Raw genomic sequence first — 23,529 nt, 5'->3', positions numbered from 1 at the left:
TTATGAACAAACTATTCAGATCACCTTCGGTCGATTGGCCATTTAAGTTTGCTCAGAAACTCGAACGCGCGCGCGACGCGCGCTTAAAACACTTTTATAGCCAACCTCTTCCTGCGGCTGATACACCACTTTCAGAAGTGACCTTCTTGGCTGTCGACTTTGAAACCACGGGATTAAACCCAAACAAAGACGGCATCATTACTATTGGTTTAGTACCATTTACGCTCAATCGCATCTACTTGCGACAAGCCAAACACTGGACGCTAAGACCAAAACAGAAGTTGGAAGAAGAGTCCGTCGTGATTCATGGCATCACTCACAATGACATCATTGATGCGCCAGATCTTAGCGAAGTGCTGGGCGAGATCTTAGAATCAATGGCAGGACATATTCCTGTGGTTCACTATCGTCGTATCGAACGTGACTTCTTAGATAACGCATTGAAGGTGCGACTCGGTGAAGGAATAGAGTTCCCAGTCCTCGACACGCTCGAGATTGAATCTCAAATCCAGAACAAACTGGCTGGCGGCTTGTGGAACAAGCTAAAAGGTAAAAAGCCAGCTTCAGTGAGATTGGGGCAGAGTCGTCGTCGATACCACTTACCCGACTACACACCGCACCATGCGCTAACCGATGCTATAGCGACCGCTGAGCTGCTCCAAGCGCAGATCGCTCATCACTTTGATTCTGAGATGCCTTTGAAGAATTTCTGGCTCTAATTGCCAATTAAGACGGACGTTCAATCGAGCGTATAAACATAAAGCCCACTATTTCCGTAAGTGGGCTTTATTGTTTTTCTCATCCGAGGTTATGCTGCTGTAGGGCCAACTAAACGCATTTCCCAATCTTCAACTTTTCCTGTTTCAAGGCGACGTGCAACAAGGGCTCCCCAAGATTCAACCAATGGCAGTGCAGCCATCTGACTTAGCTCTTCTTTATCTAAGCTACCTGTGAAAACAGCCCCCATGATACGAGCGAGCGACCAATCTGGGTATGGTCTTTCACACAGAATAATCTCGTCACATGCGCCAATATCGCCCTCTTCCAAAACACGGAAGTACCAGCCTGTTCGAAGTGTATCTTGCAGTCTTCTCGCCATATCGTTCTGCTCGAATCGTACATTGAGCTTCCAACAAGGCATACGCCCCTGCGAGACTTCCAATAAAGTTGATCCGATACGAACCTTGTCTTTCAAGCAAATGGATTGTTCCGTGATCCCGCTTGAGCTTAAGTTCTCGCCAAATGCGCCTGCAGATTGGAAAATATCTTTGTCGCCCAGTTCTTGCTGCCAAACCGGATAGTGCTCACTTGGATAAATATGAAGGGCTTTCTGAATGCCACCATGAAAGCGAGGATCACCTTGTTCATCATTGTGAAAACCAAGCTCTGTGGCGTGCTGGCGCTCCGACGAAACCTGCTTATCAATGGCACTGTTTGCACCGTGCGCAAAAGTAACGGTTTTGCCAACCAATACACTATTTACTACGCCTAACTTCTTCATATCTCTTCCTTCTTAACTGAAACTTATTTGCTGTGTTATACAAGCTAAAACCAACTTATTGCTCGCCCAGTGATTCAAATACTGGAATCGCCGCCAGTACTTCCATGGTGTGTTCTGTGCTTTTTAAGTAACGTGTTTCGCTGTTCGAAAGCAATACATTACGCTGATAACCTTCAGCTTTCGGAAACTTAGTTAACACGATTTTGAGCGTTGTTTCACACTTGTTTTGGTTAATGTCTTCAATATCGACCTTGAACAATAGTTGGTTTTCTTTTGATATTTCAACTTGATATCGCATACGCGTGCCCTCTCTACTTCATTAGCTCTGCCGGGCATGATAGCCTAGTCCCACTACGTCAGAGTAGGGACATAAAGACACTTAACCATGCCAACCCGCCAAATAGATTCTCACTCCGGAATCATCAACTCAAATGAGATGATGGTCGCTAACCCTAATTCACCAGCGTTAGTGAAGACCATCGATATGCCCAAGGGCTACGTCGATGAAATGCACCAACATGCGTGCATCAAGTGATCTTCCCACTCAAAGGCCTATTGCAAACGAAAGCCGAGCACTACCAGCATCTTGTGCCCCATACTTCTGCTTTGTTTGTACCTGCAGGGATTCAACATGAATCTATCGCATTGAGCCATACGACGTTTGTCGGTATTTACCTTAATCCAGCTTATGGTATTAAGTATGAACCTCAGGTGCGAACCATTACCCTGACGCCGTTTTTGAATGAGTTATTGCAGGAAATTCGCAGACAGTGCGAAGGATTAGTGAGTGATAAAGAGGTATCGCGATTGCTCTCGGTATTGCACGATCAGATCATGAAAGACAACGTTCAGACCTATCAATTGTTGCTACCCGAAGACCGACGATTGAAGCTTATATTTGAAGCGCTGACAGAAGCACCAACGTTGGACTTTTCGTTGAAGGAATGGGGAGAGAAAGTTGGCGCATCAGAGCGAACCTTGTCGCGCTTATTCTCAAAAGAGTTCAACTCGTCATTTCAGTTATGGCGACAACAAATCCGCCTGATTTACTCGTTGTCTTTGTTAGATGAAGAGTTCTCTATCCAAAGTATTGCTGACCAAGTCGGTTATCAAAACGACTCGTCTTACATTAAAGCCTTCAAGGCGTCTTTTGATGTAACGCCACAACAGTTTCGCTTTAATGGTCGAAGAAGGTAATTAGGTCTCTATATTTTAACCTTCTATGGGAAACAAAAAGAGGAGCCTTAGCTCCTCTTTTCATTGGTAAACATCGAATTCGCTTATTAAGCGTATTTCTCTTCGAAGTCTTTCATAAAGCTAACTAGCGCCTGAACACCTTCCAGAGACATCGCATTGTAAAGTGAAGCCCTCATTCCACCTACAGCTCGGTGACCTTTTAGCGATTTCAGACCAGCAGTATCAGCCAACTCTAAAAACTTAGCATCTAGCTCTGGTTTCGCTAATTGGAATGGCACGTTCATTCTCGAACGGTTTGCTGTATGAACGCCGTTTTTGTAGAAAGCTGAGCTATCAATAGCATTATAAAGCAGCGCCGCTTTCTCTTTGTTCACAAGCTCCATCGCTTCAACGCCACCTTGAGCTTTCAGCCACTTGAATACAAGGCCAGATAAGTACCATGCATAGGTTGGTGGTGTATTGAACATTGAGTCTTTTTCAGCAAGTACTTTGTAGTTAAGAATGCTCGGCAACACGTCGTTTGCGAGTTCTAGTAGATCATCACGTACGATAGCAATGCAGATACCAGCAGGGCCAATGTTCTTTTGAGCGCCCGCGTAGATAACACCATATTGAGAGACATCAATCTGGCGAGATAAGATGTTAGATGACATATCGGCAACGATAGGCTTATCGGTTTGCGGAAGCTCACTGATTTCGATGCCATCGATGGTTTCATTTGGACAAAAGTGCACGTATGCCGCTTCTGGGTCGATTTTCCAATCTTTAGCCGGAGCAACAGCCGCTTTGCCATCAATCGATGTCTTAGCATTGAATACGTCGATTTCGCAGTACTTACTTGCTTCAGTCACCGCACTTTCGGCCCAGTAACCCGCATCAATGTAAGTTGCTTTCGTCGCATCACCTAGAAGGTTTAGAGGAACAGCAGCGAATTGAGCACGAGCGCCCCCCTGACAGAAAAGAACTTTATAGTTGTCTGGAATGTTCAGAAGATCACGTAGGTCTTGCTCAGACTCATCAGCAACTTGAATAAACTCTTTGCTGCGATGGCTGATTTCCATAACGGAAGTCCCTAAACCATTCCAATCAATGAAATCCGCTTGTGCTTGTTTCATTACCGGTTTAGGCAGTGCCGCTGGGCCAGCACTAAAGTTGAATACGTTATCTAATGTAAGTTCCATGGGGATGATTGCTCCTGCTAAATAATAACTATGCAAGTAATACCATGTTTTACCCAACATAAAAACAACAAAAGAGGTCTTAAGACCTCTTTTGTTTCGTACCGTACAAATGTTTAACTTAATCCGTTAGATCGCCCTATCAGTATTAAGCCCGACTCTTTTTATTGAACAAAAGCCGGCATAAGCAGTGCAATTAATGGAATTTCTTGTCCATTTTCAAACACTAGATTTCCATTTTTTAGGTCAGCCGTGATTTCATAACCACTTTCTGTTTGCTTGATCATTTCCATCACGATCAATTCGTCGATACCTTCACGGATGAATGGGTATTCTTCGACGAGCTCATTTGAGAAGCTAGATTGCACATTACCTGTTAATACAGGAACAATCATTGAAGGGTTACTGCTGATGTTCTCTGTGCCCTCCGGTACGCTCACCAACCATTTAGACTCAAACTGACCCTTACCTAATTCTAACGACATATTGTTCATTGAAAGATCGAAGCCTTTAGCAAACAGTACGTCGATGAACGGAATGATCTCAGCCACATCCTCTTGGGTCAGAGCAGGATTCGCCTGGTAAATTTCAAAGATTTTCTCAAACGACTCGCTATCTAGTTTCGACATTTCAAAATCGACGTTTAGATTGTTCAACTGGCCTTCGTTGGTTTCGATATTGGCGATATCGAGCTTAAGACTGCTGCTCAAGCGCTTAGTTGCTTCATCTAGATGCGATTCAAAATCGTACTTAGAGTTTTCGATGGTCATGAATGGTTGCATTGCAGAATCTGAAATCAAGAAGCTATCTATAGTAAAGTTCTGCGTGCCTAGCCAGTAACCTTTCGCTTGTTGGCCTGAACCAATACCTTTTAGGTTAGAGAGTGTCACCTCTTCACCCGTTTCAAAATCAATTTGAACCGATGGGATAGAAAGCTCGTAATCAACCTGACCTAATACAGTGGCATGGCCAGACAGATTCGACTTCGTGATAGAGACCGAGGTGCCATTTTCTTCTGAGCCTTGGTGATTGAACTGACTTAACTCGAAGTTGAAACCCGTGTTGCCGTTTAACTCAGTGCTGGTAGTCAGAGTGAGAGGCAGAATGTCAGTATTCTCAAACGTCGAAATCGCGTTTAAGCTAACCAAACCATGGCTAACCGCACTATTAATGACAAACTCACTCGGTAAGCCATCGAGCGCGAGTTGCTCTTTCAAGTTCTCATCCATCACAGTCACACGAGTGGTTACATTAGAAGAAAGGTAACCTCTATCATATTCCACGATCTCAGCTTGAATGCTTGAATTGTTAAGCTTTGCAACGCCATCAGTAATCGCGTTCTGTCCAATTTGCCCAACCGCGAGTGGCCAACAAAGTGCCAATGAGATTGCTCCGCCGATTACGCCAATTTTTCTTAACTGTTCCATGAGTTCTCTTTCTACACTAGTCTGTTTTTTTTAGTCTAACCCATCAGTAGCAAACAAGAAACATTGAGTTAAATCAGTCTATTGCTCGATACTTCAATTCCCTCAACAAATTAACGGCTAGCTCTCATCCTTACTAAGCGCTTCTTGGTAGGCTAGAAGCGTCGCTACTACTAAGGTTGAGCCGTGAATCAGTACGCTGTTATTTGTTTGGACAATATTCCGGTGAGCATGGAAAGAATACGCTCCGAACTGGCTCCATTATCTTATTTATTCGAAATTTATACTGCCGAGAACTTAGAAGATGCGTATCAAGCATTAGAAGATATCCACGACAATCACCAAACCGTCGCCTTGGTGATCTCTCACCATCATTCTGAATTCAATGGTGTGCAATTTCTGATTGAGCTTGAACAACTCCCCCATAGTAATACCGCAAGAACAATATTGGTTAGCGCCTCATCAGATATCCAATCCATCCTAACCGCGGTGAACGAAGGTAGACTCAACCACTGCCTAACCAAACCGGTTCCAGATCAGGTTCTCTTCAAATCAGCACAAAAAGAGCTGACTTCTTTTGTGATCGAGTACGATCCAGAAAACCTTTTGTCTTACAGTGATGCGTTAGATCAGCAACGCTTACTCAGAGCACATATCGAACAAAAGATTCATTCGTTCCAGTCTGGCTTCATTCACGATTACCACCAGCTTTCAGACAACACCCTTGCTGAGCGTGTCGTCAATGCTTTGCAGGATGTCTTTTCGAAAGACGACAAAACCAGAGCCATTCGTGATTACTCGCCAGAACATCTACTGACTGTAGAAGATGAAGACAATCGCTTTCTTTGGTTAATCATTGAAGGTGAAGCCGCTCTCTATAAAAAAGATCAGCTGGGGCAACAACGCGAAGTTGTGCGTCACTGTAAGGGCAACATTGTCGGAGGGATGTCATTCGTGACGGGTGAACCTTCGTTCTCTACTGCGATCACCCTAACCCAGACACGAGTGATCAAGCTCGATAAAGACAGCTTTGCTCAGGTTATGCATTCAAACAATACCCTGCTGCCGCTATTTACTAATCTGCTGCTCCGTCACTTCAATCGCCGTTTACAACGCAGCATCACCAATAAGATCAAGCTGCAACAAACACTTGAATCGTTAGAATCTGCACATCAACAATTGATTGAGAAAGAGAAGATGGCGATGCTGGGTCAGCTTGTCGCCGGAGTCGCTCATGAGTTGAACAACCCGATTGCAGCGATCTTGCGAAGTATTGAAACCTTATCTGAACATCTCGACCAAATACTGGAAAACTCGTCACTCCCAGAATCGAATAAAGGGACGGAAGTATTAGCACACTCAAAATTAGCCAAGCCTCTATCCACGGCGCAAGAGAGACAACTCGTTAAGCACCTCTCATCGACTATCGATGATCGTACGCTAGCTAAAAAAGCCGTGAGAATGAACTTGAGCCAAGACTCTGTGGTTTTAGATACCTTAAAAGACTCTCCAGTTGCGGGCAAAGAACTGCTTACCGACTTAGAGCATTACCACTATGTGGGGAACTCGATTCGCTCCATCCAAGTGTGCAGTAAGCGTATTGCCGATATGGTGAAAAGCCTAAAAAGCTACGCCCGAGAAGATGAAGAAGTGCGTCACTACGCGGATATCCATGAAGGACTTGAAGATACCTTAGTGATCTTTGAAAACAGATTGAAGCATCACCAACTTGAAAAACACTACGACACCGATCTACCGCCTTTATTGTGCCAGTCGCTCGCATTACAACAAGTTTGGACAAACCTTATCTCCAATGCACTGGATGCGCTTTCAGAGCGAGGAACAGTCTCTATCACCACCTCTCAACAAAAAGAAGGAGACGACACTTTTTTAGTGGTGCAAATATCAGACACTGGCCACGGCATCGCCAAGGAAGACATCAACACTATTTTCAACCCAAACTTCACCACCAAAAAAGATGGCAACTTTGGTTTAGGGATTGGGTTATCCATTTCTCAACAAATCGTTTCGGCTCATCAAGGGTTTATTTTGGTGGAGTCAGAGGTAGGCAGCCATACTCACATGCAAGTGTGGCTTCCGTTAAAACAAGAAGGAGCGCCTCATGAATAAGTACCTAATTTTATGTGTCGATGATGAGCCTGAAGTTCTCAACAGTGTCCTTCAGGACTTAGCGCCATTTGAAGAGAACTTTATTGTTGAAGGTGCCGAATCGGTCGATGAAGCTAAACAAGTGATAAAAGAAATGGGACAAGATGGGATTAAGCTCGCCTTAATCTTGTGTGACCACATCATGCCTGACAAAACGGGCATCGATTTTCTCATCGAACTCAACCAACACGATTCGACGCAGCCAACACGTAAACTGCTGCTCACCGGCCAAGCCGGGCTTGAAGACACGGTAACTGCTATCAATAATGCTGCACTTGATTTCTATATCTCTAAGCCTTGGCGAGGCGACCAACTCAGAGAAACGATCACACAACAGCTAACCAACTTCGTGATTGCCAATGACAAGCAGTTATTGAACTGGACTTCAGTCTTAGATACCGAACGTATCCTTACCGCGATGGCGATTAAACGAACAAATTTTGGCGAGTAACGCTTAATTTTTTGTGAATCGCCCGAAAACATGAGATCTCTGTTACAGAGTGATACATAATTTGCTCATTTTTTGGCTAATTGACAAATGATTTGCATTTTTATGGATTACTTTTCCGTGAGTTAGATTAAACTGTCTCAATGTTTATGGTTTGCCTGATTTTTCTCAAACCAAAGGAATTAACAATAATTAAAGGTTTAAGGTCGTTATGCGCAAAATTCTACTTACTACCGCTATACTATTGGCTTCTAGCCCAGCACTAGCCGTTGATGAACAACCACAAGTAATGAGTAACTTTAACTACGATTACTTTGAAGCACGTATCGGTGCTAGCCCAATAACATTTGGTGGCGCGTTCAGTAAGTCAATTCACCCGAATGCTCACGCTATAGCTCGTATCGATTCAGAATTTGAGGGTGATTACGACTCAGCTGTAGGTCTTGGCTTCCACGCTCCATTAAACAACTGGGCTGACCTAACTGGTGAAATGCTAGCGCGTATCGTTCAGCCTGAAAACTCAAACTCTACTGATATCGGTATGGAAATCAACGTTGGTGTTCGCCAATGGCTTGGTCCACAACTAGAAGTGGGCGGTAAAGGTGGTTACGTTTCAATCGATGACAACGATGATTGGACAGGTTCTGTTTACGCTCGTTTCCACTCTACAGAGCTATTCTCTTTAGGTGCTGAAGCTCGTATCAACGACTTCTACGGTGATCAACTTATGCTCACTGCTCGTTTTAAGTACTAATACTTAGCGAGACAGCCCTAGCAAATAAGCTCTCCATGAGCACTTAGCCTTTTGATACTTAGTCTTTTAAGAAATCCGGCTAAGACAGAAACAAAAAAACCGAGGACATTCCTCGGTTTTTATTTATTAACAGTAATCTTAATCATAGAGGGACGACTTCTTTAGTGGCAGCTCTTCAATAATTGCTGCTTGCGTGGTTCTTGTAATAGTTTCCAGTGGATACCATCAATAGCGCCCGCAAATTTCCAAAGTAGTTTTAGGTCAACATCATTGCCGTAAGCTTCGCGAACCTTATTAAACACTTCAGGCGCGCCTAACTGCATAAACATTGAAACATCATCAACGCCCGCTTTTTTCACCATGCGCTCTAATGTGAGTTGCATATTTGGAAGATCTCTCAATCTACGGCTAGCTGATGATTTTTTGAAGCTACGTTGTTGAATTGAATTATCGATTGAAGTACGAATAATGCTATCCAATTCAGGATGTTCACATGTAAATAGATCCGTAATATCATAGTAATTTACGGTTGCTGTTGTCTTTTTTTTTACATGACGATACTTTTCACAAGCAAGATCCGTCAGTTTTTTATCTAATGACTTTCCACCTCTAATGAATAAACAACCTTCACTCAACAAAGCGAACATAGCGTCATTTTGAAAGAGGCCAATACCTCCGAACATAGAACGTTTTTGATGCTCACCAAATTGATTCACGTAATTAATAAATGCTGTCTCGGTCATATCCGTTGATCCTTAATCAAATTACCCCGATTAGGTTGATCACCAGACAAGCAGCTTTTTTATGCGAAAAATGTTAAATCTATTTTTTGTTGTTTAGGTGAATATTATGATTTCGTTTTTCACCTTTAAATAAATGATACTTTGAAAAGAAAAATAAGTCTGGGCTTAGTTCACATCAATCAATTGAGTATTCTGATTTTTCATGATTGACATCACAGTAAACTATCAAACCACCCTCAACTTTCGCCCTCCAGTGATACACCCGTTCAAATTATTCAAGGTTATGTCGTCGGATGAGTATTGCCTAGCAGCATAATGGCTTGTAAAATAGATTTACACACATGTTTTTACTCCTTATATGAATCATTTATCATTTTTCTGGCTACCACCAAATAAAGCTCTTCTCCTCAAGGGCCTAGAATCAGAGTTTGCTCAATTAATTGGCCATTCCATCGCAGCGGGAAAAATCACACTTCCTCCTATCCCTGAAGTCGTCTTAAAAATTCAAAAATTATGCCCCCAAGATTCAACTGGCATTGCCGAGGTCGCTGAGTGCTTACTTGAAGACCCAGGCCTAACAGCTATCGTGATTCGTGTTGCTAACTCTGTGGTATTTAACAGACGGAATATCACCTGTGTCGACATTATGACTGCAGTATCACGCTTGGGGATATTGAGAGTAAGAGACATCGTTACAGCCCAAGCTATCGAACAGCTTAAGAATTCTGTGAATCTGAACCACGAATGTAATCAGGTTTTGGTGCAAAGCGCTTCTATCTCAAAAGAACTTGGCGCGACGATGGTGCTGGTTACTAATAGCTTCAAAGAACTGTCCCCTATCGAATATCGCTACCTCGAGCATGAGAAATCTCTATTAGTCGGGCTATTAGCCGATATTGGTTTGTTCTGCCTAGTAAGTGAGTATCACCTCTATCTTGAAAATGGGAACTACCTAGATCACGACATCGCTCTGCAAATATTCCAAGGCCAATGCTCTGCAACCAGTAAGCTGGTTCTTAGACGTTGGGGATTTGACAGTGACTTCATTGATGTGTGTAGTAACACTATCAATCAGCAAGAAGAGCGCGAAGTGTCTTATCTTGATATTGCACGAATTGCCAATCACCTTTTGATGTTTAGAAACAAGGATGAAAACATCGATGAGCATGAAGTGGAGCTTAATGTCACGGGTGCCGAAGTGCTTTATAAATTAAGCAACTTGAGTAAAAATGATTTTAATGCAAAGCTAAACGACGTTATCAACGCTAGCGGCTTCTAAGTCACCGTAAAATTGCTAAGTAGTTGTAATAGCAAGTGAATGCAAAAGGGAAAACATGTTTACAGGGATGATCTTTATATTTGCGCCACTCATCGTGGGGTATCTTTTTTCTATATCAAACACCCAGACGTTAGAGTTCATTAATCGCTCGACATCTAGGCTGATCTACGTAATCCTATCGCTGATGGGACTGAGCCTAGCCGCGCTCGATAACCTAGGCAGTAATCTACAGACAATCCTTCTTTATACTATCACTTTCTTTGTCTGTTTAAGCGTATGCAACCTAATGGCGCTGCCAGCAATCGATAAACTACTGCCGCTTAACACTGACAGCAGCCAGAAAAAACTCCCCCTATCATCAATGGCGACGGAATCTGCTAAGTTAATTCTGGTGGTCGGTTCTGGCCTCATTGCAGGTTTGGTTCTCCCAATCGGGCTCGATTGGGTCGATACGGCAAGTGAATGGATTCTATTCGTTCTTCTATTCTTCATTGGCATTCAATTGCGTAATAGCGGATTAACCCTTAGACAAATCTTATTGAATAAACACGGCATGGTGATCGCTCTTACGATTATCGTGACCTCAATGATCGGTGGTGTGATTGTCGCTTACTTACTTGATCTTCCCCTCTTCAATGCTTTAGCAATGTCATCCGGATTCGGTTGGTATTCTTTGGCAGGCATCCTAATGGGTGACGCTTTTGGCCCTGTTTATGGTGGTGCTTCTTTCATGCTCGAGCTGCTAAGAGAGTTGTTTGCCCTAGTGCTGATCCCTGTGCTGATTCGCAATTATCCGTGCACTTCTATTGGTTATGCTGGTGCGACTGCAATGGACTTCACTTTGCCTGTGATTCAAACAACAGGTGGCGTTCGATGTGTTCCTATCGCCATCGTTAGCGGGTTTATATTGAGTCTTCTCGTCCCGATTATGATGTTGTTCTTTGTATCTCTTGCTAACTAGATCGCAGGAATAGCGATTGTTTTAGATTAGAATGCTTTTTTAGTAATAAAGCCCAAGATACCGATACAGTTACCGAAATAAAAAGACACTAAGTGTCATTGCTCAACAAATAATGATCACGGTACTCTGTAACGACAAAGTTCTAAAAAGAATAAACTTACAAAAGGAACCACTATGAAACGCCTTTGCGTCGCATTACTGCTAGCTTCAACTTCTACTTTCTCTTTTGCAGCAGATTCAATGCCTGAAACAAACCAATGCCAAGCAACAAAATACGATGCGTATATTGACGCTTCTTTGAATTGGTATGCTGACCTTGCTGCATTAACCTCTGAGCAATACCCAGAGCTCGAAGAAGTAAGTGAGTGGTTCCTAGAAGGCCGTAAACACCACTTTGAACTCAACCGCGCGGCGGTAAACTACTACTTAGTGAATGATCCAAGTAAAGTTGCGACAGCTCAGTCGGTTGAAAGTTGGTTACAACTCGAACAGCACGACATCAAGACACTATCAACACGCGATGATGAGCTTGGAAAAATTGCGAAACAGACGTTCGACGACCGTCAATCAACACCTCACTCTCAAAACTATGAGCTACGTTCAGCGTTTGCTGAGCTGCTTAGCCACCCTAAGCAAATTGATACTGCACTGCAACGTTACAACCAGTCAATTGCTAAACTTGAAGCGATCAAGTGTAAATAACCCTTGATTTACTATGCTTTTGTGGGAAGTTGGATTTCATAATTAAGACGGGACATTATTCCCGTTTTCGTTTAAATTGTCCCGCTCGCGTCAATATAAGAAAAATAACTCGCTTGCTATGGTTACGGAACAAAAAACAGCAGATGTTAGCTTCGACAGCCTTCTACGTATCTTTACAGTACCAGAAGGCCCAGATTCAACACTCACTCAAATCGAAGACAAACTTTCACGAAACCTGAATCAATTCTTACGTGAACACATTGTGGCTGAAGAAAAGCCATTGCGTGACATTGAGAAAGATTTTTCGAATGCTCATATCCCTGAGCAGCCTGAGTTTGTTTCAGAACATACCGAGCATCTCCTCGATTCTCTTGTATCCCACTCTGTACATACGTCGTCGCCAAGTTTTATTGGTCACATGACGTCTGCACTACCCTATTTCCTGATGCCGCTGTCTAAAATCATGATTGCGTTGAATCAGAATCTAGTAAAAATCGAAACATCAAAAGCTTTTACTCCTCTTGAACGCCAAGTGTTGGGGATGTTGCACCGTTTGATCTATCAAGACACCGACCAGTTTTATTCTCGTTGGATGCACAGTGCCAACCACTCTTTAGGTGCGTTTTGTTCAGGCGGTACCATCGCAAACATTACAGCCCTTTGGGTTGCTCGTAATAATGCGTTGAAAGCTAATGGCTCATTCAAAGGTGTAGAGAAAGAAGGCTTGTTTAAAGCCATGAAACACTACGACTACGAAGGCCTCGCTATCTTGGTTTCTGAACGTGGTCACTACTCTTTGAAAAAAGCGGCCGATGTACTCGGTATTGGCCAAGAAGGTCTTGTTTCAGTAAAAACGGATAACAATAACCGTATTTGTACTGACGACCTGAGACTCAAGTTCGAGCAGCTTAAGCAGAACAAGATTAAGCCTTTTGCCGTCATCGGTGTGGCGGGCACAACCGAAACTGGCAATATCGACCCTCTAAAAGACATTGCAGAAGTATGTGCCGAGTCTGACTGCCACTTCCACGTGGATGCAGCTTGGGGCGGCGCAACGCTGATGTCTAACAATCACCGTCATTTACTTGATGGTATTGAATTAGCGGACTCTGTCACTATTGATGCGCATAAACAGCTCTACATTCCTATGGGTGCGGGCATGGTTTTGTTTAAGAAGCCAGATGCGATGACCGCAATTGAGCATCATGCTCAATACATTCTTCGTAAAGGTTCGAAAGATTTAGGCAGCCACACTCTAGAAGGCTCTCGTTCCGGTATGGCGATGCTCGTTTATGCATCAATGCACATCATCAGCCGTCCTGGCTATGAACTGCTGATCGACCAAAGCATCAACAAAGCACGTTACTTCGCAGACCTGATTGAAGAACAAAGTGATTTTGAGTTAGTGTCCGAGCCAGAGCTATGCTTACTGACGTATCGCTACCTTCCTGAATCAGTAAAAGCCGCTTTGTTAAAAGCTGGCGCTCAGCAACGTATTGAATTGAATGAGTTACTTAATGATCTCACTAAATTTATTCAGAAGAAACAGCGTGAAACTGGCAAATCTTTTGTTTCCAGAACTCGCTTGAATCCGGAAGCTTGGTCACATCAACCAATTATTGTTTTCCGCGTTGTATTGGCAAACCCGCTTACAGGCAATGAGATACTTACCTCTGTGCTTGAAGAACAGCGTGAAATCTCTAAGCTAGCGCCAAACCTGATGAGCAAAATCAACAAACTGGTTACGCAAATCAACGCATAGTCATTCAATTTTAGTTGCATCAATTTGAAAATTTCTTTCTTTTTGATGTAACTAAGCTGTCAGTTCATACTCAATTTGCATTCTTTTTGCTCAAACCCTCTTCCAATTCTGTAGTTTTCTAAAATTTTGTTGAGGTTTGTCATATTCTTAAGCATTCATACCGTGTTTTTGTATTAGTTAATAGCATGTTGGGTTTATACTGACTCTATGGTGCTAGTTAGCTTGATATCTATTTGACGCAGCGGTATTTACAAACCCCTTATTGTTTTAGGTTCTGTTTTACTGATATTTGCTTCAGCCATACCCCCTGGTAAACGATATTAACTAGCAAGTTGTTCTCTATACCCTTGTGAACACTATGAATACATTAGAAAAAATACAAAAAAACCTGGAAAATTTCAGCAAGTCTGAGCGTAAAGTAGCCGAAGTAATTATGGCTTCCCCTCAAACTGCAATTCATTCTAGCATTGCTACCTTAGCTAAAATGGCTGACGTAAGTGAGCCTACAGTTAACCGCTTCTGTCGTCGTTTAGACACAAAAGGCTTTCCTGACTTTAAACTTCACCTAGCTCAAAGCTTGGCGAACGGTACACCTTACGTGAACCGTAATGTTGAAGAAGACGACGGCCCTGATGCTTACACACATAAAATTTTCGAATCGACTATGGCTTGTCTAGATGTTGCTAAAAACAGCCTAGACGCGATGCAAGTAAACCGAGCGGTTGACCTGCTGACTCAAGCAAAACGCATTTCGTTTTTTGGCTTGGGTGCATCTTCTGCTGTAGCGAAAGACGCTCAAAACAAGTTTATTCGTTTTAATATCCCTATTACGTGTTTTGAAGACATTGTGATGCAACGAATGAGCTGCATTAACTGTAGTGATAACGATGTTATTGTTCTTATCTCTCACACTGGCCGTACTAAAAGCCAAGTCGAGATCGCGAACCTAGCTCGTGAAAACGGTGCGACCGTTATTGCTATCACAGCAAAAGACTCTCCTCTAGACAAAGCGAGCTCGTTGTCTATTTCGCTGGACGTTCCAGAAGACACCGACGTTTACATGCCAATGGCAAGCCGCGTTGTTCAAATGACGGTTATCGACGTGTTAGCGACAGGTTTTACACTTCGTCGTGGTTCGGGTTTCAGAGAGAACCTAAAGCGTGTGAAAGAGTCACTTCGTGATTCACGTTACGAGAAATACTCTCAGTTCTAATCAACTAAGACGTGAGCTAAAAGCACATGACCTGAGAACAAGTTGAATTAAAAAACGGAGCCTAGTGCTCCGTTTTTATTTGTCCTGAGTTAGTTTAGCTTTCTCGTTATCTGTACTTTCTGCTTTCTGCTTTCTTCTATTAGATCGTCCAGCTATTGCCTTTCTCTACGACATTATTCTCAGACGAATAAGAGTTAATAATAGTAAAACTCGACTCCGTAGTCTGTTCTGGGGCACGTTGATCATCCTGATGGATAGAGGCTGTTTCTTGGGATTCGTCTCCACAACCACATTCCTCGCAAGCCTGCTGCAAGATATGTATAAGCCTCCTTTGATTCAACGGTAAAGGATTTCCTTTTATCGCAACAGACTTAAGCGCATCGGCAGACACCTCATCAAACTGAGCTTCACAGACACCAAATTCGAGTAGGCTTGGAAGCTTTAACGTGTCCAACACTTCGGATAACCAAGAAATCGCGTCCTCCTCTTTCGCCTCAGTACTTCCAGTAACAATCTGAGCAACTCGTTGATAGCGCGCTAAGATGTCATTTCTTTGTTGCTCTCTCGCGACTACGATATTCTCCATCATCACAAATGGCGCTAAGCGTGCTGTTATAACACTGTGTGGAGCAGATATCTTACCCCCTAGCGCAGAGGCTAATCCGTGCGCGGCTCCAAGTTTGGCATTGGTTATCGCCATTCCACCGAGCATAGAAGCGAACGCAAGATCCGAACGAGCTTTAGGTTCATCATATACGCACGCTTTAACCACAGAGTCACTTAGTTTGCGTAACCCTTCCTCGCAGATCATATCGGTGAGCGAATTAGGTTCACCACACACATAAGCTTCCATTAGATGCGTAAAGGCATCTATGCCTCCACGTCCTGATAAATACAAGTTGGTGCCATACGTTAAGGTCGGATCGACAATCGCGACGTCAGCTAGCATGTCGGGGCTTCGAAGGCTGATTTTGACTTGATCTTGTCCAGACTTAAGCACCGCATTTTTAGTGACTTCAGCGCCCGTACTCGCCGTTGTAGGAATCGCAATGAACGGCAGTGGTTTTGTCTTGAGTGGTACATTACGCCCGACGACCTCCACATAGTCGTATAAATTACCTTGGTTCGGTAAAATAGCAGCTAACGCTTTCCCCATGTCAATTGCACTGCCTCCACCCATTGCAACTACCATATCGGGCTTAAACCGTCGTGCCGAAATAGCGGCCTCTTCGACCATTTTAATATTGGGCTCACCGGAAACGGCAATGTGTTGATAACGCATGCTTTGCGCATCTAGATAATCAGTGACCAGTGAGGTGCGTTCTAATGTGTTGCCAGTAACCAACAACACGCTGTAGCCGTATTGACTAAAGAGGGACAATGAAGCCTGAAGTGCTCCATCACCAAAGATGATCTTTGTAGGTGTCATAAATTGAAACATGGTGCCTCCTGCGCCTATGACCAAACAAAACTGCGAACTCTTGGGGTTGAGGGTTTAATCTTGATATTTGAAATACAACGACGATGAAACATAGCGACGGTGGCGAAAATATCTAGCATAAGCCTTTCGCTAGACCGTTTCTTATCGATGTATTACTTATGGATGTATTATTTATCGATGCATTCGCTATAAGATGCCTCGTTCTTCTGGTGTTTTTCTTGACACAGTGCAACTTGTGGCTCCAAACACCAATTAAAGTCGTATTTTTAGGGGTAATTCACACTCTCAATTTGTGGGTACTCAACGATGATGACGGGCAGTTTACGAGCCCCTTTCTATTTATGGTGAATATTTGCGCTGATAGGTAAAAGCTATCGTATTAAGAGGCAATTCCATCTTTATTTCCCCATAGCATTGAGGCATAGTTGGTTTAAGAAATTTTGAGTGGCATTCACTAAAGAATAGTTAACATAATCGAGTTAACGAGCCTCATCCCGTATTTAGGAGAAATTAAATGTTTGTTGTTATTTTTGGTCGCCCTGCTTGTCCATTCTGTGTTCGTGCAAAAGAGCATGCTGAAACTCTTAAAGCTAAACGTGATGACTTCAACTACCGTTACGTTGACATCCACGCTGAAGGCATCAGCAAAGCTGACCTAGAAAAGACTGTTGGTAAGCCAGTAGACACAGTGCCACAAATCTTCATCGATCAAGACCACATCGGTGGCTGCACAGAATTTGAAGCATACGCAAAAGAAAACCTAGGTCTTTTCGATTAAGCTGAAACTTCTCTCAAAAGATCGAAGTCTTAACCTTGAAAGCTTTACGCATTTGAGTATGAAAATGTACAATATTTAGAAGCCCGCTCACTTAAGCGGGCTTTTTTTATCCAACACTTTGTGCGCTCAGAACAAATAAAGTCAAAACCAAGTAAAATAGTAAAATACCGCTTATAATTTATTTATATTTAGATACAATTCACCCCTCAAACTTACCCTGTGTTTCACGCCAATTATTGAGCGATCACTGTGAATATCGACGTTGTTTATTTGCTAGAACAAAACCCCATCCTCCTCATTTTTGTTGTTTTATCAATTGGTTTAGCCATTGGTAAAATTCGTTTCGGTAGTCTCCAACTGGGTAACTCAATCGGTGTTCTGATTACTTCCCTTGTCATGGGGCATCTCGGTTTTTCCTTTAACCCCGACGGCCTCACTATTGGTTTCATGTTGTTCATCTACTGTGTAGGCATTGAAGCTGGACCAAACTTCTTTGGTATATTTTTCAGAGATGGTAAGCATTACCTAATCCTAAGCCTCGTCGTTCTCTCAACCGCAATAGCCTTAACTTACTTCAGTAGCCATTATCTTGGCCTCGGGTTTGGTTTGTCTGCTGGTATGATGGCAGGTGCCCTTACAGCAACTCCTATCCTAGTAGGTGCACAAGATGCGTTGAACTCAGGCTTGGCGGAGGTTCCGAGGAATATGGATTTAGGACTGATCATCGAAAACCTGTCTGTCGGTTATGCGATGGCTTATTTGGTTGGCTTAATCAGTATGATTATGTTCGCTCGCCTGATTCCAAAGCTCCAAAAAGTTAACCTGCACGACTCAGCTGAGCAAATAGCTCAAGAACGCGGCCTAGGGGCTTCTGGCCAACGTAAGGTTTACCTTCCAATCATTCGTGCTTATCGTGTGGGACAAGAGCTTATCTCGTGGACAGATGGCAAGAACTTGCGTGAACTGGGTATCTATCGTCAAACAGGCTGTTACATCGAGCGTATTCGTCGCAATGGTATTCTTGCCCACCCAGATGGTGATGCGATCCTACAAGAGGGTGATGAAATCGCATTGGTTGGTTTCCCAGATAGCCACGCGCGTCTTGACCCAAGTTTCCGTAATGGTAAAGAGGTTTTCGACCGTAACCTTCTAGATCTACGTATCGTGGAAGAAGAGATCGTCGTTAAAAGTGACAGCATCGCAGGTAAGCGTCTATCAGACTTAAATCTGTCTGAATACGGTTGTTTCCTTAACCGCGTAGTAAGAGCTCAGATTGAAATGCCGATGGACTTAAACATCGTGCTTTCTAAAGGTGATGTACTGCAGGTTAGTGGTGAAAAGAGTCGTGTTCACGGCCTAGCTGAGAAAATTGGTTTCATCTCAATCCACAGCCAAATGGCGGATTTGATGGCCTTCTGTAGCTTTTTCATTCTGGGCATTTTGTTTGGTTTGATCACCATGACATTCGGTCAGGTTTCATTTGGCTTAGGTAATGCGGTTGGCCTACTTCTATCGGGCATCATGCTTGGTTTCTTAAGAGCAAACCACCCTACCTTTGGTTACGTGCCTCAAGGGGCGTTAAACATGGTCAAAGACCTGGGTTTGATGTTCTTCATGGTCGGTATCGGCCTGAGCGCTGGTGGTAAGATATTTGAGCATTTAACTCAAGTTGGTCCGCAGGTCATAGGTATCGCTCTGGTAGTCAGTGTTCTGCCAGTCTTCTTCGCTTACTTGGTTGGTGCTTATGTGCTGAAGATGAACCGAGCTTTATTATTTGGTGCAATCATTGGCGCGCGAACTTGTGCCCCGGCGATGGACATCGTAAACGACCATGCTCGCTCAACTATCCCTGCTCTGGGTTACGCCGGTACGTACGCGATAGCCAATATATTGATGACCTTAGCAGGTACTTTCATCATCATAATTAGCTAGTAGCTGCGGCTTTTAAAGCAGCCCAAGTTACATATTTCGAATGCACTAATTCATATTGGGGTTAGTGCATTTTTATTACTTGTTTCTCTCACTTGATCTTAGAACTCTTAGTATCTCAAATCCCATATAGGCTCTTTAAGCTCTTCGCATCTCGCGACTCGTATCCTACATCTGCTCTTAACTTCTCTGTGTATTTCGCCACTCGTATCCCGTATCTGCTTTTATTTTTTCATATCTGCTTTTCATCTCTTTCCTCAAACGACAGGTAAAAAAATAGGCGCTCATTGAGCGCCTATTTCATTTTGACTCGATTGTTTGAATTAGATATCAGCTACATCAAACTCAACAGCTGGGTTAACGTCAGCTTCGTAATCAACGCCTTCAACACCGAAACCGAACAGCTTCAAGAACTCTTCTTTGTACTCTACGTAGTCAGTCAGTTCTTTTAGGTTCTCAGTTGTGATTTGAGGCCATAGGTTGCGACAATGCTCTTGAATGTCGTCACGAAGTTCTAGGTCGTCTAGACGTAGACGGTTCACTTCGTCAACTTCTGCTGCGCTACCATCTTCTTTGTATAAACGTTGGCTGAACATACGGAAGATCTGTTCCATACAACCTTCGTGAATACCTTCTTCACGCATCTTCTTGAACACCATAGCGATGTAAAGAGGCATAACAGGGATTGCAGAACTTGCTTGAGTCACAACAGACTTAAGAACAGCAACGTTTGCAGTACCGCCAGTTTGGCCTAGTTTTTCGTTTAGCGCTGACGCTGCACGATCTAGATCCATCTTAGCTTTACCTAACGCGCCATCCCAGTAGATTGGCCACGTTAGCTCAGTACCGATGTAACTGTAAGCAACAGTCTTACAACCGTCAGCTAGAACACCCGCTTCAGAAAGTGCGTTGATCCAAAGTTCCCAATCTTCACCGCCCATTACAGTAACAGTGTCTTTGATCTCTTCTTCAGTAGCAGGCTCAACGCTTGCTTCAATGATCGCATCTTTGTTTGTATCTACAGCTGTAGATGTGTACGTTTCGCCGATAGGCTTAAGAGCTGAACGAATTACTTCGCCAGTCTCTGGCATTTTACGCACTGGAGACGCCAGTGAGTACACAACCATATCGATCTGACCTAGATCTTCTTTGATCAGGTCAATTGTTTTCTGTTTTGCTTCGTTAGAGAAAGCATCGCCGTTAAGGCTTTTTGAATACAGGCCTTCTTCTTTAGCTAGCTTGTCGAACGCTGCTGAGTTGTAGAAACCAGCTGTGCCAGTTTTTTTCTCAGTACCGGCTTTCTCGAAGAAAACACCGATAGTAGAAGCGCCGCCACCAAATGCTGCCGCAATACGTGAAGACAAGCCGTAGCCACTTGAAGAGCCAACAACTAGTACACGTTTAGGTGCGTTTGTGATTGGGCCTTGAGCTTTTGTGTAAGCAATTTGTTCTTTTACATTAGCTTCACAACCGACTGGATGTGTTGTAGTACAGATGAATCCGCGAATTCGAGGTTTGATGATCATATTCAACTTCCTTAAAAAATCAGGTTAAGGATAAGAGTTTCGTGCGCAAATGGCATCTAATTTCTGTAAAAATGTGGTGAAAATGCAAGTGGTTGGAGCACTCAACTGATATTTGCTGACTAAGTCGCCATTTGTTAACGCTTCTATTAAGACTTCTACGACAAAAACAAAAAAGGCACCTTAATAGGTGCCTTTTATCATTTCGCTATCTAAGCAACGCTATTTAGCTTAGGTTTTAACTCTTTTCGCGTCAAAGTTTCACTAAGGTCATGACTGAAGTGATCAACTTGAATCGCTGTATAACGCAATTTATCAGCAGCAACAATTTGGTCGACTTCTGCTTGAGTTAGTACATCGGCAGCAAGTGCTTGAGCCAGTTTGTCTGCCAGCAAGCCTTTACGAGCTACTTTGCCTTCTTTCACTGCTTTAAAGATTTTACGCTCCAGAGGCTTAATGCTGTACATCGCATTGAAAGCGTTCTCCATAAGGCCAACACTATCATCCTCTTCTTTGCCGATGTAGCAGAGGTGAGTCAGACGTTCACGGTGTGCACCCGGAGTCATCAAGCTTTCTGCTAGTTGAACTGTAAGGTTATCACTCGGTTTTTCGAAGTGGTTACCAACAGGGAAAACTAGACCTTTAAGTACTTTACCAACCATCTTGTTCGGGAAGTTACGGTACGCTTCTTGTAACGACTTAGCCGCATTGTGGAAACAGTGTTGAACCGCGTAGTGTACGTAGTCTAAATCAGCTTGTTGACGACCTTCATCTTCATACTTTTTAAGTGCAGCAGAAGCCATGTATAGGTAACTTAGACCATCACCTAAACGTGCAGAGATAAGCTCTTTACGTTTCAGTTCGCCACCTAGTGTCAGCATTGCGAAATCCGCACTGACTGCAAGCGCACGGCTTAAACGAGTCAGATCTTGATAGTAAGGCTTCGTTGGGCCGCTCATGTCGGCTTTAATGAATTTAGAGCCCGTTAGTGCCGCACCAAAAGCACCGAACGTATTTTTAGTTGCGTGTGAGATGTGCTTGAACAACAAGCTATCAAAATCTTTCGCACCTTGCTTCTCGTCTGGGTTCGCTGCCGCTTCCATTTCGCTCAATACGTATGGGTGACAACGTGTCGCACCTTGACCGAAGATCATCAGGTTACGAGTTAGGATGTTCGCACCTTCTACTGTGATAGCAACGGGAATACCTAGGTAAGGCGCAGCCAAGTAGTTCATTGGGCCATCTTGAATGGCACGACCTGAGTGGATATCCATTGAGTCATTCAGGATAGTACGAGCCATTTCAGTCATGTGATACTTCGCAATTGCCGTTACGATACCCGGCTTCTCTTTCATATCCAGTGAAGTAGTTGTCAGTGTACGAGTCGCTTCTAGTAGATACGTTAAACCACCAATACGGCCTAGGCTCTCTGCAACACCTTCAAACTTACCAATCGACATACCGAACTGCTTACGAACATAAGCGTATGCGCCTGTCGTTTTCGCTGTTAGGTGGCCCATCGCTGTGCCCAGTGCGGGTAATGAGATACCACGACCTGCAGACAGACATTCCACCAGCATACGCCAACCTTTACCTGCGTAATCTGCGCCACCGATTAGCCATTCCATAGGAATAAACACATCGTGACCTCGTGTTGGGCCATTCATAAACGCAAGACCAAGTGGATCATGACGCTCACCAATCACAACGCCTTCGTGGCCAGCTGGGATAAGTGCACAAGTGATACCAATGTCTTCTTTATCACCAAGCAGCTTCTCTGGATCGTGCAGTTTGAAAGCCAGACCAAGTACCGTTGCCACTGGAGCTAGCGTAATATAACGCTTGTTCCAATTAAGCTTGATGCCTAGTGTCTCTTTCCCTTCATGCATGCCCATACACACAGTGCCGACATCAGGGATGCCACCCGCATCAGAGCCCGCTTCAGGGCCTGTCAGTGCGAAACAAGGAATATCTGTACCGTCAGCAAGACGTGGTAGCCAGTAGTCTTTTTGGTCTTGAGTGCCGTAATGAGACAGTAGCTCACCAGGGCCAAGAGAATTTGGAACCATTACCGAAACCGCAGCACTGATACTACGAGTTGCAATCTTAGTCACGATAGTAGAGTTGGCGTGTGCTGAAAATTCACGACCGCCGTACTCTTTCGCGATAATTAGCGAGAAGAAACGCTCTTTGCGTAAGAAGTTCCAAACTTCCACTGGAAGGTCTCGGTCTTCTTTCACAATTTTATGGTCATCAAGCATAGCGAGCAAAGTTTCAAGTTCATTATCCATGAATGATTGCTCTTTTGCTGTCAGCTTAGGTTTTGGGTACTGGTGAAGCTTAGTGAAATCTGGTTTACCAGAAAACAGCTCTCCATCCCACCACACGCTACCCGCTTCCATCGCTTCTTTCTCGGTGCTAGATAGTGGTGGAAGTACTTTTTTAAAGAGTTTAAAAGCTGGGTCACTTACCCATTTTTGTCTTAGAGAGCTCATAGTTCAGATCCTTTTGTTCACTATATTGTTTG

Annotated in this window: 19 protein-coding genes and 1 pseudogene; 12 read left to right on the top strand and 8 right to left on the bottom strand. The window is 43.6% G+C overall.

What is annotated here, in order from left to right; translation table 11 throughout:
• Positions 1-2 precede the first annotated feature (2 nt).
• Positions 3-719, top strand: coding sequence for a 3'-5' exonuclease (locus tag ACMAZD_RS07310; RefSeq protein WP_435249111.1), 717 nt, complete (start codon positions 3-5; stop codon positions 717-719).
• A gap of 89 nt (positions 720-808) precedes the next feature.
• Here the strand turns inward: ACMAZD_RS07310 and ACMAZD_RS07305 are convergent, their stop codons facing one another.
• On the bottom strand, positions 809-1,501 hold the full coding sequence (locus tag ACMAZD_RS07305; RefSeq protein WP_435249110.1) for an MOSC domain-containing protein: 693 nt from the start codon (positions 1,499-1,501) through the stop codon (positions 809-811).
• A gap of 55 nt (positions 1,502-1,556) precedes the next feature.
• Positions 1,557-1,799: a hypothetical protein gene (locus tag ACMAZD_RS07300; protein ID WP_435249109.1), complete on the bottom strand. Its 243-nt coding sequence runs from the start codon at positions 1,797-1,799 to the stop codon at positions 1,557-1,559.
• A gap of 87 nt (positions 1,800-1,886) precedes the next feature.
• Between ACMAZD_RS07300 and ACMAZD_RS07295 the strand changes: the two are divergent.
• Positions 1,887-2,698 (top strand): annotated as a pseudogene (locus ACMAZD_RS07295) (AraC family transcriptional regulator).
• A gap of 86 nt (positions 2,699-2,784) precedes the next feature.
• Here ACMAZD_RS07295 and serC read toward each other — a convergent pair.
• Complete coding sequence (gene serC / locus ACMAZD_RS07290; RefSeq protein WP_435249108.1) at positions 2,785-3,879, bottom strand: 3-phosphoserine/phosphohydroxythreonine transaminase; 1,095 nt, start codon at positions 3,877-3,879, stop codon at positions 2,785-2,787.
• Between the two features lie 161 nt (positions 3,880-4,040).
• Complete coding sequence (locus tag ACMAZD_RS07285) at positions 4,041-5,303, bottom strand: DUF945 family protein (protein WP_435249107.1); 1,263 nt, start codon at positions 5,301-5,303, stop codon at positions 4,041-4,043.
• A 183-nt stretch (positions 5,304-5,486) separates the two neighbouring features.
• Here ACMAZD_RS07285 and ACMAZD_RS07280 point away from each other — a divergent pair, with 183 nt between their 5' ends.
• From ACMAZD_RS07280 to ACMAZD_RS07270, 3 genes are all read left to right on the top strand, one after another.
• Positions 5,487-7,430 (top strand): ATP-binding protein, encoded by a 1,944-nt coding sequence (locus ACMAZD_RS07280; protein ID WP_435249106.1) that lies wholly within the window; start codon positions 5,487-5,489, stop codon positions 7,428-7,430.
• Positions 7,423-7,920, top strand: a complete 498-nt coding sequence (locus ACMAZD_RS07275) for a response regulator (RefSeq protein WP_435249105.1) — start codon at positions 7,423-7,425, stop codon at positions 7,918-7,920. The genes ACMAZD_RS07280 and ACMAZD_RS07275 overlap by 8 nt, the downstream gene beginning before the upstream one ends.
• 208 nt (positions 7,921-8,128) lie before the next feature.
• Entirely contained in the window at positions 8,129-8,671 is a 543-nt protein-coding gene (locus ACMAZD_RS07270) for a hypothetical protein (protein ID WP_435249104.1), read from the top strand.
• A gap of 161 nt (positions 8,672-8,832) precedes the next feature.
• Here ACMAZD_RS07270 and ACMAZD_RS07265 read toward each other — a convergent pair whose 3' ends face one another.
• The gene (locus ACMAZD_RS07265; protein WP_435249103.1) at positions 8,833-9,414 is read right to left on the bottom strand and encodes a TfoX/Sxy family DNA transformation protein; all 582 of its coding nucleotides are present in this window, start codon (positions 9,412-9,414) and stop codon (positions 8,833-8,835) included.
• Between the two features lie 358 nt (positions 9,415-9,772).
• Here ACMAZD_RS07265 and ACMAZD_RS07260 point away from each other — a divergent pair, with 358 nt between their 5' ends.
• The 5 genes from ACMAZD_RS07260 (at position 9,773) to ACMAZD_RS07240 (ending at position 15,331) form a co-directional block, all read left to right on the top strand.
• Complete coding sequence (locus tag ACMAZD_RS07260; RefSeq protein WP_435249102.1) at positions 9,773-10,693, top strand: HDOD domain-containing protein; 921 nt, start codon at positions 9,773-9,775, stop codon at positions 10,691-10,693.
• Between the two features lie 55 nt (positions 10,694-10,748).
• A complete protein-coding gene (locus ACMAZD_RS07255; RefSeq protein ID WP_435249101.1) occupies positions 10,749-11,654 on the top strand; it encodes a lysine exporter LysO family protein in 906 nt (301 codons plus the stop codon).
• A 174-nt stretch (positions 11,655-11,828) separates the two neighbouring features.
• On the top strand, positions 11,829-12,356 hold the full coding sequence (locus ACMAZD_RS07250) for a hypothetical protein (RefSeq protein WP_435249100.1): 528 nt from the start codon (positions 11,829-11,831) through the stop codon (positions 12,354-12,356).
• Between the two features lie 118 nt (positions 12,357-12,474).
• Positions 12,475-14,118: a pyridoxal-dependent aspartate 1-decarboxylase PanP gene (panP, locus tag ACMAZD_RS07245; RefSeq protein ID WP_435249099.1), complete on the top strand. Its 1,644-nt coding sequence runs from the start codon at positions 12,475-12,477 to the stop codon at positions 14,116-14,118.
• 358 nt (positions 14,119-14,476) lie between these two features.
• The gene (locus ACMAZD_RS07240; RefSeq protein ID WP_004734686.1) at positions 14,477-15,331 is read left to right on the top strand and encodes a MurR/RpiR family transcriptional regulator; all 855 of its coding nucleotides are present in this window, start codon (positions 14,477-14,479) and stop codon (positions 15,329-15,331) included.
• Between the two features lie 139 nt (positions 15,332-15,470).
• On the opposite strand, the gene ACMAZD_RS07235 is transcribed toward ACMAZD_RS07240, so the two are convergent.
• Positions 15,471-16,772, bottom strand: a complete 1,302-nt coding sequence (locus ACMAZD_RS07235; protein ID WP_435249098.1) for an iron-containing alcohol dehydrogenase — start codon at positions 16,770-16,772, stop codon at positions 15,471-15,473.
• Positions 16,773-17,286: 514 nt separating this feature from the next.
• Here ACMAZD_RS07235 and ACMAZD_RS07230 point away from each other — a divergent pair.
• Both ACMAZD_RS07230 and ACMAZD_RS07225 read left to right on the top strand, forming a co-directional pair.
• Positions 17,287-17,550: a GrxA family glutaredoxin gene (locus ACMAZD_RS07230; protein WP_009847069.1), complete on the top strand. Its 264-nt coding sequence runs from the start codon at positions 17,287-17,289 to the stop codon at positions 17,548-17,550.
• Between the two features lie 249 nt (positions 17,551-17,799).
• Positions 17,800-19,482, top strand: coding sequence for an aspartate:alanine antiporter (locus tag ACMAZD_RS07225; RefSeq protein ID WP_435249097.1), 1,683 nt, complete (start codon positions 17,800-17,802; stop codon positions 19,480-19,482).
• Positions 19,483-19,802: 320 nt separating this feature from the next.
• On the opposite strand, the gene fabV is transcribed toward ACMAZD_RS07225, so the two are convergent.
• Together fabV and ACMAZD_RS07215 are read right to left on the bottom strand one after the other, a co-directional pair.
• A complete protein-coding gene (gene fabV, locus ACMAZD_RS07220) occupies positions 19,803-21,005 on the bottom strand; it encodes an enoyl-ACP reductase FabV (protein ID WP_435249096.1) in 1,203 nt (400 codons plus the stop codon).
• Between the two features lie 209 nt (positions 21,006-21,214).
• Complete coding sequence (locus tag ACMAZD_RS07215) at positions 21,215-23,497, bottom strand: acyl-CoA dehydrogenase (RefSeq protein WP_435249095.1); 2,283 nt, start codon at positions 23,495-23,497, stop codon at positions 21,215-21,217.
• Positions 23,498-23,529: the final 32 nt, after the last annotated feature.

It is taken from the genome of Vibrio sp. nBUS_14, assembly GCF_051201655.1.
Lineage (GTDB): Bacteria > Pseudomonadota > Gammaproteobacteria > Enterobacterales > Vibrionaceae > Vibrio.
The sequence above is the reverse complement of the archived record's forward strand: the minus strand, read 5'-3'. Positions and strand labels throughout refer to the sequence as shown.